Here is a 12,930-nt window from a genome sequence, read left to right as displayed (position 1 = left end):
CATGGTCCGCCGCATCCGCCCCACCAACGCCGACGCCGACGACGCCCTCATCAACGAGGCCGTCGACCGCGCCGGCGAGGAAGCCTTCACCCGCGAGCCACCCAAGACCCTCAAGGGCCGCATCAACTTCCTGCTGGGGAAGCTGAAGACGACCAAAGCCGTCGCCCAGGAACTCGGTGTCACCCAGCGCTCCGTGGAGCGCTACCGCACCGGCGAACGGAAGCACCCGCCCAAGACGGTCGCCGACCGGATCGAGGCGGCCGTGCGCGCCCGCTGGCAGCCGAAGGTCCGTGACCGGCGCCGCAAGCAGGCCGCCGCCGCAACCGGGATCACCGTGGAAGCCCGCGCCCGCTTCGGCTACACCGCACCCATCGGCACCACCGACGACGGCCGCCTGCGCCGTATCACCGTCCACCTGCCCGCCGAGTACGCCCAGCGTCTCTTCGACGCCCAGCAGGGCATCGGCGCCCAGAGCCCAAATGAGGTCATCGCCGAAGGTATCCAAGAGATGTACTTCAAGGACAACGGACGCCGCGCCGACCAGCTCGAAGTCGAATTCACCAACATCGACTACATCGACGTCGCCTTTTGAAAGCCGAGGGCGTCGCAGGCTTGATGAGCCGAAGTGAGCCGAAGCACGATAGTTGTCACATAGGCAGACTTGTTGTCACTGAGCCTGAACGACGACGGCTCCGCGACAGCGGCACTGGGTTCGGGCTCCTACAGCGGTGAGGCCATCGGAACGATCGGCATGATGTGCCGATGCCGGACCCTTCGGCTCAGAAGTGGCCGCCGAAGCTGCTCGGCCAAGTGGTGGCGTGCCGGGTCGACGTTCGGTCACCCGACGGCGACGGTTGCTTGGGCGGCCAGGGATCTGGGCGTCTCGCCCGCTTTGCGACGGTCCGGAAATGCTTGTGCTCGTACGGGTAAGGCTCCTCGGCGAGGATGGCGCGTAGCCTTGTGCCGTTCGGGTCTTCGCGGTCGTACCGCTCGAACTGCTCGGTGAGGAAGAGCAGCGGGAGCAGCTTCTGGTCGTCGTCTTCGGGCAGGTAGCCCGCGTCGACCACGGCCGCGACCGCCTCCGGCTCGAGCTCGATCGCGCGGGTCAGGATGGCCCTCCGCATACCCCAGCGTCTGATGTCCTCGAACTTAAAGGGATCGAGGTCGCGCAGGGACTTCCGTACGGCTGCGGCCACGTCGTCGGGCAGGTCCGTGTCCAGGATTGCCAGGATCCGGTCGATGATGACGTCCTCCCCGATCCTTGACCCGTCGATGGAGCACGTCAGCTGCAGGACCCGCCCGTTCGGATCGGCCTCGCGATAGGCCGCGAACTGCCGGGTGAGCAGCAGGAAGATGGGTGTCCAGGCGGGGCTGGCCGGCCGGTACCCGGCGTCGCGGGCCGCGGCAATCGCCTCGGCGTCACCGCGCATGGCCTGGTCACACATCGCCGTGACACCCTCTCGGGCAGACAGGTCACGCAGCGCGCGGCGGCACCGGTCGTGGACCTGTTCCGGCAGCCAGGTGGTGAGATACTCCAGCAGCCGCAGGGCCAGGGCGCCCTGGTCAAATGCCGGCAGCAGATCGGGCCGGTCCTTCAGAAGTGCGAGCAAAGACAGGTTGATGTCGCCGGGCTGGGCGGGCGGCCGAGGCAGGTTTGGGTTGGCGCAGACGATCTTCAAGAACGAATTCGGCTCGCCCTCAAGCCACAGGTTGCACCGGGTTTCATGGCCGGGCGGTGCCGCCCCGGTGTAGGTCATCGGGCCCAGATGCGCACGCGGCCGGAAGGCGGTTTCGAGGGCGTCCAGCAGGGCGGGCTGGTCGGTGACGGACAACAGGTCGGCTAACCGTTGGCGCAATACGGGATCGGGGAACTCTAGCGCGGCTTCGACTAGCCGCGGGGCCCATGGATGGCCCGTGTACTCGCCGTACGGCGGGTCGGCGGCGGTCTGCGGGAGACAGGCGGTCAGCCGGACCCGCGGCCGGTAGGGGGACGTGGGGTCGGCCTCGAGCAGGAACTCCAGCACCGGAACGACCCGCTCCGGCCGCTCGTGGTTGCCGAACCTGAAGTGCGCCGCTGACAGCAGGGACCATGCGCCGCGCCAGACCTCGTCGCGGTGGGCTCCGCCAGCCGCCCACCACCGGTCGATCCGCTCACGGGCCCGGCTGTTGCGCTCGTAGAGGGCAGCAACCAGCACGTCCTTGGTGCGTCCCTGCCGCGACCGACGGAACCTCATCGTTCCATGATGCATCGCCTGCAGGCCGATGGCCATGCCGATGGCTCGTGCCCGCGAGCTCCAACTAGACGGGAACGGCTTGTCGTTGGTCAGGGCGGGCCCGCGTCAGGACCCGGCTGCACGGCTGGGGTGCGCGCCGGTCTTTTACTCTCCGGACCCAGCGCGTAGAGCGGCCATGACCCCATAGAACCGCCTCGGAGAGCAGCGAACTCTCGCTCTTCGCTTCTGGTGACAGAAGGACTGCTGAATGAGCGTGTGTGACAAGTTGGATGCCTCGCCGGTGACAACCAGGTTGCTTCGACCGGTCCGATTCGCCAGCTCATCCGCCTCCGCTGGTGACAACTCCTGAGCTTCGGCTCACGAAGCACGGTAGTTGTCGCATAGGCAGGCTTTGTTGGCTTGACCTGCGGACCTAGCCCGAACACGTCGTCGGCCGGATCCCGGTTGCGCGCCCGGGGCACCGGTGGCCAGCTGGCGCACCGCCACCGTGGCCATCACGGTGGACAGCAGGCGGCGGCAGTGGAGGCTCGGCCAGCGTCGTGATCATGCTCCTCGCGCAGCGCGCGCAGGTCCAGATGGTCTTGATAAAGCTGCCGCAGCAGCTCCCGGCCTTGTGACTCGGCTATGGGGCAGCGACGCGTCGTCAGGACCATGTCGTGAGTGGATAGTTGGGCAATTCCACCACGTGCCCTGGGCGCGGCCTGATCGTTATGTCGAAGAGACGCGGCGTGGGCCTGGGGCTTGTACGACGGGGAGATCGTCTCGATCCTCGTCGGCGGTGAGTGCGTCGGCTGGCAGGCAGCGGTAGTGGTGTAGCCGAGCGGCTACCTGCTCGGGCTCGACGTCGACTGCTACCACCAGGGCGGCCAAAAGTTCGGCGCGGGAGGTTCGTTCACCGGCTGCCGCCGCCGCGCGGACCAGGATGTTCAGCCTGCGGTCGACATCCTCGGGCCAGAGCACCGAGGTCGTGCGGCGCTGCTGGTGGCACAGCAACTCCATGGCTCTCCCTCGGTGGTAGTGGACGTATATCGAATATATATTGCGACCATGGTGACGCTGCTGCAAGACCGTCAGGCTCTCGGGCGACTCGGCTCCGCGTCGGCAACCGTGCGTGCGGGGGGCCGGGAACTGCAGCCGACGCCGGTCTTCGATACCTATTGGCGGTTCGCCTCGGCCCGGCAGGCTGTGTATGAGGCTCGTCTGGCCGGGCGGGCCCAGCCGTGGACCGATGATCCGATCCTGGCCCGGCACCGGTTCACCAACTGCTACCGCGCGGCCGACCGGGTCAGTCAGGCCGTGATCGGTGACGTGATCTACCAGGGCCCACAGGAGTGGGAGGAGGTGTTCTTCCGCACCCTGCTGTTCAAGATCTTCAACAAGGAGTCCACTTGGGAGCTGCTGTCCCGCGAGGTGAGGGAGGTGCGCTGGGAGACCTACGACTACGCGGCCTACGACCGGGTGCTGTCAGCCGCGTTCGCCAAGGGGGAGCGCTTGTATTCGGCCGCCTACATCGTGCCCCCACCGCAGTTGGGTGAGGGGCGCAAGCACCGCAACCATTTGCGGCTGCTGGAGATGATGATGACCACCGGCGCGCCCGAGCGCGTCCTTGGGGCAGCCACGATGCGCGAGGCCTACGAGGTGCTCATCGGCTACCCGGCGCTCGGGCCGTTCCTCGCCTACCAGTTCGTCATCGATCTCAACTACGCGCCGCACCTTGGGTTTTCGGAGATGGACTTCGTTGTGCCCGGCCCTGGCGCGCGTGACGGCATCCGCAAGTGCTTCGGTCCTGCCGCCGACGGCATCGAGGCCGACGTCATCCGCTACATGGCCGACTCCCAGCAGGAGCATTTTGCCCGCCTGCAGCTGCCCTTCGCAGGGTTGAAGGCACGACGGCCGCTGCAGCTGATCGACTGCCAGAACCTGTTTTGCGAGGTCGACAAGTACGCGCGGGTGGCCCACCCGGACATCACCGGCATCAGCGGTCGCAGCCGTATCAAGCAGGCCTACCGGCAGGACGGCGCGTCGCTGCGGGCCTGGTTCCCGCCCAAGTGGGGCCTGAATTAGGCGTCGGCTGCCCGCCGTGTTGGATCAGGCATCAAGGCCGAACAGCGGTGTGGTGAGGGAGTGTTGGAGGGCGCCGAGTTCGGACTTGGTGCAGTCCAGCCGGGCGCATCCGGCCATGACGGTCAGCGCGCCTGGCGTGAGCTGGGCGTGGCGGGCGACCCAGGCGCACAGGTGTCCCAGGGCGAGGTAGTTGCCGTAGGCGCGGTCGAACATGTAGTGGCTGCGGTAGTAGGCGGCCAGGTGCACGGTGTCGGTGGCGCTGTCGAGCTGGAAGGAGCAGTGGCTCAGGCAGGGGAAGTCCAGCGTCTGGGTGTCCAGGGCTGCAGCCCTGATCGCGGCCTCGGTGCCCGTCGTGGTCTGCGGCGGTTCCTCCTCCCATGCTTCGTCGTCGTCCGTGACATGGGCGCTGCCGGCCTCGTAGACGGCGCTCCACTTCGCCGAGGAGCGCAGTTTGTCCAGGCGCCGGATGATGCGGGCGAGCTGGTCGACCGGTTCTGGCTTCTCGGCGGTGCCCGGGTAGGCGACGAGCCGTCCGAAGTAGGTGCCGTGGGCGTTGCGCCTGACCTCCCGCAGCCGCGGATAGAAGGTGCGGTAGCGGTCGGTGAGCTCGTTGTGGGTGGTGCACGTGGCGGCGAGCTGGGCGGGGAAGAGTGTGTTGACGACGGTGTCGATGGGGTAGAGCGGCGGCTTGGTGCGGGTGGAGCGCAGCCGGTCCAGTTCGGCGCGCAGATGCGGGTCCTCCTGCAGAGGGTTCGCGATGCGCACGACGGTATGGAAGGCCCTCTTGCCCGGCATCTCGGAAAGGCGGGTGCAGGCCTCCAGCCATGCACGGGAGACGTCCGGGGCGTCGACGGTGAACGTGTGCATCGGCTCGCTCCTTGATCGGCGGTTTGGTGGGCGCCGTGCGGTGGTGCGGGCCGTCAGGCCCAGAAGCGGTCGGACCCTTCACGGCCGGGCGTGCGCCGCAGGTTCACGCGGAACAGCTCTGTGCTTTCGGCGGTGGCGGTCAGGGTGCTGTCTACTGCCAGCTCCTGCGTCACCCACGCCGCGTGGCCCTGTTCGGGTGCGGCGGTCACGTCCAGGAACGAGAGCTGTCCATCCGTGTCCGCCGGTGTGCTGATCAAGCCTGTGGGCAGCTGGTCGTAGCCCGCCCTGGGGACGGCGAGCAGGAGGCAGTCGCCGGCGGTCACGTGCAGGGTGGCACCGTGCGCGGCGGGGGTGAGCACGTGGATGTGCGCCTGCGTTCCGAGCGGCAGTCCGTCGGAGAGTTCCGCCTTGAGGGTGCCGGGGGAGTGCTTCAGCCACACGGTCTCGGTGGACCGGTCGATCATCTTCAGCCGCACCAGGTGGCGCACGGTGGTGGCGTAGGGGGTGCCCAGCCAGCGGGCCATCCGGTACACGTCCAGCGGGGATTCGGGGCGTATGACGCCGCAGCGGGCCAGAGCGGCGCGGGCGGCGGGGCGAGGCATCAGGAACCAGGAGGCGAAGGCCTCGGCTTCCCGCTCGTGTTGCGGCCACCCCTCACCCCACCGGCCCAACGACTGCTCTTGGTGATCGATGCTGGTGCCGTGGCCCATAAGGTGGTGGCCCAGTTCGTGAGCGGCGGTGTGTCGCATGCTCACCTCCTCCAGGCCGGTGTTGACCAAACACCCTGGAATGCCCTTGCTGCCGTCGATGTACAGGCCCAGCAGGCCTCCCAGCTTTTGCCCCATGACCTCTACGCCTGCTCGCCGCAGTGCACCGAACACGTCGATGTAGTCGTCGACTTCGGCGGCGAGCGCCTCGTGGGCCTGCGCGGCCGCGATCATCGCGGCGCCGTGGGCGCTGTTCCAGCTCACGCACCGCCCTCCGGCTCCTGAGGGGAGTGCGGGGCGCCTGCTTCCTCTTCCTCCGCCTGGCGGCGGGCCTGTAGGTACTGGATGAACTTCGCTACCTCGATACGGTCACCCTCGCTCAAGGGCCGTGCGGTGCGCGGCAGTCCGGCGAATGCGTGTTCCCCGGCATCGGCTGTCTCCTCCTCGTCGAGGAAGTAGGACGCCGGCAGCCGGTACAGGCGCGCGAGCTTCTGCAGCTCCATCACCTCCACCTTGCGCACGCCGCGCTCGATGTCGCTGACCGCCGAGCGGACGATGCCGGTGCGCTCGGCGACCTGCTGCTGCGATAGCCCCAGGTACTCGCGGGTCGCCTTCAGCCGCTGGCCCAGACGGGCCCGCTGGTCAATGTCGGTATCGGTGTGGGACGGCGCCTTGCCGCTCATTGCTTATGCTCCTTCGCCTGCATGGTGTCGTACACGGTCTCGGCGAACGCCCACACCGAACGCAGGGAGCGCCCGGCCTCGGCGTCGGCCGGGACGGAGACCTCGAAGTGCTGCTCGATGCGCGCCAGTATCTCCATGATCAGCACCGAGTCGACCGGCAAGTCCTGTCCGCGACCGGCCAGTTCCTCGTATACGTCGTGGCTTGGCCTGTCCTGGTGCTCCGCCAGGAAATCGATGACGATGTCCACGATTCCCTGGACGCTGTGCGACGGCATGCTCTGCTTCTGGCCCTTTCGCTCAACTCCCGGACAGGCGGCCCGGCCTGACCTACTGTAGAGCGATGTCGGGAAATCCGACAGACCTGTTGGAAGATCCTTCATGGGAGTGTGCGTGCACCTGGCCCGCTATCAGCAAGCAGCCCTCAAGACCCTGCAGCCCGCCACCGACGGCACCGACCCGGTCCTGATACCCCTGCTCGGCCTCGTCGGCGAGACCGGCTCCGTGGAGTGCGCCGCCAGGTAGAGGCGGGCGGATACGGCCTGCCCGGTCCGCGCGGCGACGCAGCCCGGACATGCCGGACCCCAAGCGGCAACCGTCTCCACCCCGGCGTGGAGCCGCGCAGCCGGCCCTTCTCCGTACCGGCCTTGCGGCTCTTCCTGCTCCCAGGCCGGCAGCGTCCGACGCAAGTCCTCCTGCGGCACACGGCACAGCACGGCAACTCGTTCCCGGGCCTCCGCGTTCAAGAACACTTCACTGTCGGCCTTGAGAACCCCAACAACATCCTGCTGACCACCCACTTCGGTGACCGCGGAAAGCAGAATCCTCACCGCCAGGCCATACCTGTCCGCTACCCGCTCCAAGAACGACAGCGTCATTTCACCCTGCAGCGGAGCGACGCGAAGAGCGCCCCTAGTCAGCAACAGCTTCCCCACCCTGTCTCCGGCGCCTGATGCTCGGCGGTAGCTGGACGGCGGCCCGCTGTGCGACGGCTCCCGACCGCGCGGTGGCGGTGTCGGGAGCCAGGGGGAGGGGCTGGGGGCCGGTGCACAGAGGGATGATGCTCACCGCCTCATCCTGGCAGGCCCCCAGTCCCCAGGGCTGCGTACCCGAACCTCCAGGCGGCGACCCGCGCCACCGTGTTCGCCGGGACCGGCCGCGTGCCGTACGCCAGTGGACCGGTCAGAAGCCTTCCCGCCCGGTGAAGCATCGCTCGCCGAGGCAGTGCCAGGTGACGTCGCCCTGTGGGTCGAACTCGGCAGTCATACCGGGGTGTTCTTTCCAGTGGCCCCGAACGGGGGCTCGGCAGTCGGGGCAGAGTCGGCGGGGGATGAGGCGCTTCTCAGATCGGCGGTAAATCCGCTGCACATCTGTCATGCGGAGACCGTGACACGTTTCTGACGTCCTGTCCGAGCCGCTATCCCCCCTCGCTGGCCGCCCGCAGCGACATGGTCACCGCCTGTAAGCGGGCTCGTGGGATGGCTACGCCGCTCCCCCTCTATCTCCATGCCGAGGGCAGCCAGTGGGCCTGGCTGTATGGAGTCGCAACGTCCAACCGACGCCGCGACCGCGGCACAGTCCGGCGCGTGCAAGACGCCCCCGGCCGGGCTGCGGCCGCCGCGTTCCTTCTGCAGCACCCACCCTGAAGGCTGGCGCCATCACCTCGAGTAACTCGCGGACCGCCGACTGCGGCGACGGATTCAGGCGCTCGGTGACGACCTGGTCGTAGTCGACGCCGTCGACCGGCCGCACGTGCTCCAGGGCGCGCACCCACACACGGTACTCCGCCGCCTCTACACTGCCGCCCTCGCCGTTTCGGAAGGCGGGCAGGCCTACGAGGTAGGCCCATCCCGTGGGGGCTGCCGCCGCTTCCACAGCCGGGCGAGGACTTCCTGCGGCTCGTGCCCGAGTACGGGGTCGGCGGGAAGCACGACCCGGACCGGCACGGGTACGGTTGCGTCGTCGGAGGGCGTCGTCACCGCCCCACGGTAAGCAGGGGGTTGGGACGGCATCCTCACGACGTCGGCAGCCCGGAGGCGCCGTGTCAGGCGGCCAGGACCTCTCACAGCTCCCGTACGGCGCCTTTGCGGTGGTGCTAGGCGGGGATCGTCTCGTACAGGTCCAGCGCGCGGCGGCGGACCCCGAGGGCTCCTGGAAGCGATGATCAGGCCGCGCGCAGGATTGATCCGGCGGAGCATGCCGCGTGGGACCTCAACACTCGAATGGACGCTAGCGTTGTCGTATGGGTGAAGAGTTCTTGCAGTTCTTGAGCGACGGCGCGAAGCGTAGGACGCGACGGACGGTGATCCTCGCAGAGGAGAAGGATATGTATGCCGTCATAGCGTCGATCACTCGATACTCTCACCCGCAGTTCTCTGATTTTGAAGCTGTCCCCGCTGAGCGGCCTCCAAGTCTTTAACGTGCTCTATGTCAGGCGTCACAACATTGGCGAGGAGACGCGGGGCAAGTTCGTACTGGTTAAGCCTAACCCCGTGGAAATACGCGTTACTTGTCCAGTTGCCATTCGGTCGAGTGCGAGTCCGCGTGGGCTGAAAGAAGGTGCTCCGTACGCCAACTTTGAGGAGGGGCGTTCCTGGTTGCACTCCGCCTTCCAAGCTCTTGCCCGGTCAGCAGCCGCTGCTCTCGGGGCTCCAGAGTCCCCGGCTGTCAAGCCCGCCGAGGAATTGCTTAAAGCAGCCGTACGGCGTTATCAGAAAGACGCGCACGCGCAGCAAACATCAGCCCAGATGCCGTCCGCAGTGGCAAACATACCTGTGCTCAGTCGTTCGATCGAGACCGACGCACGGGAGCCGATGGCACCGACGCTACAGGACGAGCGGGCGCTGTCCGCGGCAAGCCGCTCTGCCCACGAGACAACGCTCGTTCAGTGCCCTGTCTGCAACAGACCAGTGCGGGCGCCGGGGCGCATCCGTCATCAGCAGTGCGAGAACCGGGCACCCGCCAGAAGCATCGCGGAGGCTGATCTGGTAGGAAAGCCCTCTTTCGTCACGGACGAGTACCGCCGATTGGTGGCTAAGGCTGAGCACCGCGAAAAAAGCATGCATGGGCAGCGGCGAGAGGTGATCAGCCGGGATCCCATCAGATATTCAGCAGCTCGGCAGGCTGTTCTGTTGCGATCCTCGGGGCGCTGCGAGAATCCGTCATGCGGCGGACAACCAGCGGATGTCACGGACGATGGGCAAGCGATCCTAGAAGTTGATCACATAGAACGGATCGCTGAGGGCGGGCGCGACCATCCCAAACAGATGATCGCCCTATGCCCAAATTGCCACGCGATGAAGGAGCGAGGGCGCAACCGAGACACGCTGCAAGCAGCTCTCGCGGTCACTGCTGACCGCCTGCACGGCTTGTGGTCGGGGGACCGCCCGTAGCTCTACAGCCGATGCTTCACATAGCCCACTCCAGTCCGAGTTCGGCGAGCTGCTGCAGCTTGTCGGGGGTGAGCTTCGCGCGCCTCGACTTCGTGTTCGACAGGAAGACGCCCAGCTTCACAGGGTGTTCCTGGCCGTCGATCACGATCGCCTCGACGTGGGAGCGGCTGATGGGCGCTACAGAGCCCGTACGGGCCTTGTACTGGGCCAGGGCTGCAACGCCCCGCTCAAAGGCGTCGGAGGCCGCCTTGGGGGCCCTGGCGGGTGCTTCCTGCTCCGGCGGCAGTGGCACAACGCCGACCGCCTCCAGGAGCTCGCGCTGCCCGTCCATCAGCCCAGCCCAGACAGTGTGCTGACGGTTCTTCTGGACAAATCGCCCGACGTCCATCCCGTGCACGGTGACGCCGGGCAGGACGTCGGCCTGGCCCTCGTCGCGCACCAGCTCACGCAGCGCGGCGTAGTGCCGCTGCCAGTCCACCGGCCAGTCCGGGTTCCAGTGCTCGTCGATCTCCTTGAGGGCCTTCTCCCATTCCGGGTGACCGTCCAGCGCACCCGGGCGGCGCAGGTTGCTCAACCACTGTCCTACTGGCCTGTCCAGGGCTGTTGCCGACCTCGGAGCGCAGAGACTCCAGTGGGCCTCGTAGTACGCGCGGGCGGCCTCTAGGTTCTCCTGGAACCGCTCATCCGCCATGGACCAGACCATGCCGAGCTTCTCCAGCCGCCGGGCGCGTTGGCCGGTCATCTGCCCGGCCCCGTACGCCCGTCGCTGTTCTGCCACCCACTGCCCAAGGGGGTACGGGCCGGGCGGCTCCTTGTGGCCATAGGGCACCCGCGCGTGGCCCTCGCGTTCGGTAAACCGCTTGAGTGCCGCCCAGCCGCGTGCCCAGTCCTGCTTCTCCGTGTCGATCACGTTGAAGCTGACCCAGTCCGCGACTATCACCGGGTCACGCGGAGCCGCAAAACGGAGCAACAGACGTGATTCCTCCTCGCCCTCTTCCGGTGCGGGACCGATGTTCACGGACGGCTGTGCCACATCCTTCTGCGGCTCCTGCGGAATGGCGAGCAGTTCCACGGCCTCTTCATCGTGAGCCCGAAGACCTGCGAGTACCTTCACCAAAGGCCGGTACGATCCCGAGGTGAACATGTCCTCCGGCTTCTCGCCGGGCTGGAGAAATACCGGCACGATCAGAGAGGCGAGTTTCCCTTGCCCGGGCTTCTGACGGAGCGCCCGGCCGATGGCCTGGACGATGTCGTGCGGCGCGCCCTTCGGGTCCAACAGAGCCACACTGTCCACGCTTTTGATGTCGACGCCCTCACCCAGAACACGACAGTTCGAGAGGACGGCCCGCTGCGCGGTGGACCCGAACGAGCCGAGGACTTCCCGCCGGCGCTCAGGGACATGCTCACCGCAGAGCCAGTCCGCCCAGATCTTCGCCGGGTACTTCTCCGGCTGGTCCGCGTGCAGCTTCGCCGCCACGCGCTCCAGGCCCTCCGCGTACGCCTGAGCCTCTATAGTCCGGTGGTGGAAGGTGATGCACGTCTGGAGTCCGTGCTGGCTCATGGTGTGCAGCAGCGCGGCCTGGAGCGCCCCGAGACGCTGCCCCCGCACCTCCTCACCGCGCCGTTCCTCGCCCATCAGCCGCTCCGGGGTGACGACCGGGTCCTGGAGCTCCAGCACGATGATCTGGTACCGCGCGAGCAAGCCGCGGGACACCGCCGATGCGAGCGACAGCTTGTACAGGACAGGGCCGAACACGGCCTCGTCATCCATGGAAGCCGCCATCTCCTCCGGCAGCGGATCCCGGACGCCCTCCGCGACCTCCCAGTTGGGACGCTCCTGCCAAATCCTCGGCGTCGCCGTCAGGTACAGCCGCCGGTACGCCGGAATGACGGTCTGGTCGTGGATGTCAGCCCACGCCTTCCCCATCGAGCCCGAAGTCCTGTGCGCCTCATCAACTACCGCGAGGTCCATCGGGGCCAATTGCTGGCCGTAGACGCCCTCGAACGCCTCCGCCAGCACGCCCAGCGACGCGTACGTGGCGTAGATGGTCACCGGCCCCTGGCCATGCCACAGAGCCAGCTGCACAGGGTTCGTTGTGGAGCGCACCTTCAGGCTCCACAACTCCGGATCGTCCTGGAGCGAGCACACCGCAACCGCCGGCCCCTTATGCCCAGCGTCGTGCCACGCCTTCACCGTCTGCGCCAGCAGATCCAGCGTCGGCACCAGCACGAGAATGCGCCCCTTCGGAACAAGCCGCTTCGCCGACGCAGCAGCAATAACCGTCTTCCCCGTGCCACACGCGGCGTGCACCTGCCCGCGAAGACCGTTCCAGGGAATACCGCCCGGCGGGATATCGAAGCCGCGCAAAATGGCGCTTACTGCCTCGATCTGATGGTCACGCAGTTTCACGGCCATGCCCCGTTTTATCCTTTTCGCGGAATGTGGCGCGTAATCAGAAAGGGAAACCCGGCGCGGTGGGCGGCGCTGGATGTGTGGTGTCTGGTCCCAGACTCTACACAGCGCAGAATCAGGATGCACCATCCGTCGCCAACTTCCGCCGCCAAAGTGATACATGCCCTAATCTCACCCCCAAGCGGCCGGTTGTCCTGTACGATGCCGGGGCGTTGGTGAACGTGAGAGGACGGTTTCGAGGGTGGGGGAGGGGTTCGGGTGGAGCGCAGCGGAGCCCGTTCACTACCCCCGGGCCGGCACCCCGTCAGGCCGATGATCCGTCACTTCCGTTGTAGGAGTGGTGGCTGGGATTCCCAGTTGCTACACAGGCCCGCGCGTGATGCACCTGCCCCTCATAGCCAGCCTCAGGAATCCCGCTTGCGGGATTTCCTCAATTCGCGCTTGCGCGAATTGACACGCGTTTAGAATTCCGCTTGCGGAATTCAATTTCCGCGCTTGCGCGGGAATTTGGCGGAGCGTCAGCGGAGCCGTTCACTATGCAGCGCGTCAGCGCTGCATTACCCGCTCCGCGGG

General features: G+C 67.1%; 12 protein-coding genes and 1 pseudogene. 4 read left to right on the top strand and 9 right to left on the bottom strand.

What is annotated here, in order from left to right; genetic code table 11:
• Position 1 precedes the first annotated feature (1 nt).
• Positions 2-592, top strand: coding sequence for a telomere-protecting terminal protein Tpg (gene tpg / locus ABD357_RS04705; protein WP_344387673.1), 591 nt, complete (start codon positions 2-4; stop codon positions 590-592).
• Between the two features lie 187 nt (positions 593-779).
• Here the strand turns inward: tpg and ABD357_RS04700 are convergent, their stop codons facing one another.
• Entirely contained in the window at positions 780-2,234 is a 1,455-nt protein-coding gene (locus tag ABD357_RS04700) for a hypothetical protein (protein WP_344387672.1), read from the bottom strand.
• 708 nt (positions 2,235-2,942) lie between these two features.
• Positions 2,943-3,233: a hypothetical protein gene (locus ABD357_RS04695; RefSeq protein WP_344387671.1), complete on the bottom strand. Its 291-nt coding sequence runs from the start codon at positions 3,231-3,233 to the stop codon at positions 2,943-2,945.
• Between the two features lie 48 nt (positions 3,234-3,281).
• On the opposite strand from ABD357_RS04695, the gene ABD357_RS04690 reads away from it, so the two are divergent.
• Positions 3,282-4,298 (top strand): nucleotide kinase domain-containing protein, encoded by a 1,017-nt coding sequence (locus tag ABD357_RS04690; RefSeq protein WP_344387670.1) that lies wholly within the window; start codon positions 3,282-3,284, stop codon positions 4,296-4,298.
• Between the two features lie 24 nt (positions 4,299-4,322).
• Here ABD357_RS04690 and ABD357_RS04685 read toward each other — a convergent pair whose 3' ends face one another.
• From ABD357_RS04685 to ABD357_RS04670, 4 genes are read right to left on the bottom strand one after another with little or no spacing between them, the layout of a single operon-like run.
• A complete protein-coding gene (locus tag ABD357_RS04685; RefSeq protein ID WP_344387668.1) occupies positions 4,323-5,165 on the bottom strand; it encodes a hypothetical protein in 843 nt (280 codons plus the stop codon).
• Between the two features lie 53 nt (positions 5,166-5,218).
• Positions 5,219-6,136, bottom strand: coding sequence for an ImmA/IrrE family metallo-endopeptidase (locus ABD357_RS04680; protein ID WP_344387667.1), 918 nt, complete (start codon positions 6,134-6,136; stop codon positions 5,219-5,221).
• Positions 6,133-6,555, bottom strand: a complete 423-nt coding sequence (locus tag ABD357_RS04675; RefSeq protein WP_344387666.1) for a helix-turn-helix domain-containing protein — start codon at positions 6,553-6,555, stop codon at positions 6,133-6,135. Before ABD357_RS04675 ends, ABD357_RS04680 begins: the two co-directional genes overlap by 4 nt.
• Positions 6,552-6,830 carry a phosphopantetheine-binding protein gene (locus ABD357_RS04670; protein WP_344387665.1) on the bottom strand — a complete coding sequence of 93 codons (279 nt, stop codon included), beginning with the start codon at positions 6,828-6,830 and terminating at the stop codon, positions 6,552-6,554. Before ABD357_RS04670 ends, ABD357_RS04675 begins: the two co-directional genes overlap by 4 nt.
• Before the next feature lie 103 nt (positions 6,831-6,933).
• On the opposite strand from ABD357_RS04670, the gene ABD357_RS04665 reads away from it, so the two are divergent.
• Entirely contained in the window at positions 6,934-7,077 is a 144-nt protein-coding gene (locus ABD357_RS04665; protein WP_344387664.1) for a nucleoside triphosphate pyrophosphohydrolase family protein, read from the top strand.
• Between the two features lie 29 nt (positions 7,078-7,106).
• Here ABD357_RS04665 and ABD357_RS44560 read toward each other — a convergent pair.
• Together ABD357_RS44560 and ABD357_RS44555 are read right to left on the bottom strand one after the other, a co-directional pair.
• Positions 7,107-7,487: pseudogene (locus ABD357_RS44560) on the bottom strand (TniQ family protein); the annotation flags it as partial.
• 897 nt (positions 7,488-8,384) lie between these two features.
• Positions 8,385-8,531, bottom strand: coding sequence for a hypothetical protein (locus ABD357_RS44555; RefSeq protein ID WP_425584741.1), 147 nt, complete (start codon positions 8,529-8,531; stop codon positions 8,385-8,387).
• Positions 8,532-9,299: 768 nt separating this feature from the next.
• Here ABD357_RS44555 and ABD357_RS44550 point away from each other — a divergent pair.
• Positions 9,300-9,944, top strand: coding sequence for an HNH endonuclease (locus ABD357_RS44550; protein WP_425584742.1), 645 nt, complete (start codon positions 9,300-9,302; stop codon positions 9,942-9,944).
• A gap of 16 nt (positions 9,945-9,960) precedes the next feature.
• Here the strand turns inward: ABD357_RS44550 and ABD357_RS04655 are convergent, their stop codons facing one another.
• Positions 9,961-12,360, bottom strand: coding sequence for a DEAD/DEAH box helicase (locus ABD357_RS04655; protein ID WP_344387663.1), 2,400 nt, complete (start codon positions 12,358-12,360; stop codon positions 9,961-9,963).
• Positions 12,361-12,930: the final 570 nt, after the last annotated feature.

The organism is Streptomyces vastus (genome assembly GCF_039532825.1).
Lineage (GTDB): Bacteria > Actinomycetota > Actinomycetes > Streptomycetales > Streptomycetaceae > Streptomyces > Streptomyces vastus.
This window is presented reverse-complemented; position numbering and strand designations above follow the sequence as displayed.

What these genes read in the sequence shown, in the direction of transcription:
- ABD357_RS04655 (WP_344387663.1), bottom strand. Translation starts at nt 12,360, where the DNA reads ATGGCCGTGAAACTGCGTGACCATCAGATCGAGGCAGTAAGCGCCATT.
- ABD357_RS04690 (WP_344387670.1), top strand. Translation starts at nt 3,282, where the DNA reads ATGGTGACGCTGCTGCAAGACCGTCAGGCTCTCGGGCGACTCGGCTCC.
- ABD357_RS04685 (WP_344387668.1), bottom strand. Translation starts at nt 5,165, where the DNA reads ATGCACACGTTCACCGTCGACGCCCCGGACGTCTCCCGTGCATGGCTG.
- ABD357_RS04670 (WP_344387665.1), bottom strand. Translation starts at nt 6,830, where the DNA reads ATGCCGTCGCACAGCGTCCAGGGAATCGTGGACATCGTCATCGATTTC.
- ABD357_RS04675 (WP_344387666.1), bottom strand. Translation starts at nt 6,555, where the DNA reads ATGAGCGGCAAGGCGCCGTCCCACACCGATACCGACATTGACCAGCGG.
- ABD357_RS04700 (WP_344387672.1), bottom strand. Translation starts at nt 2,234, where the DNA reads ATGAGGTTCCGTCGGTCGCGGCAGGGACGCACCAAGGACGTGCTGGTT.
- ABD357_RS04695 (WP_344387671.1), bottom strand. Translation starts at nt 3,233, where the DNA reads ATGGAGTTGCTGTGCCACCAGCAGCGCCGCACGACCTCGGTGCTCTGG.
- tpg (WP_344387673.1), top strand. Translation starts at nt 2, where the DNA reads ATGGTCCGCCGCATCCGCCCCACCAACGCCGACGCCGACGACGCCCTC.
- ABD357_RS44550 (WP_425584742.1), top strand. Translation starts at nt 9,300, where the DNA reads ATGCCGTCCGCAGTGGCAAACATACCTGTGCTCAGTCGTTCGATCGAG.
- ABD357_RS04665 (WP_344387664.1), top strand. Translation starts at nt 6,934, where the DNA reads ATGGGAGTGTGCGTGCACCTGGCCCGCTATCAGCAAGCAGCCCTCAAG.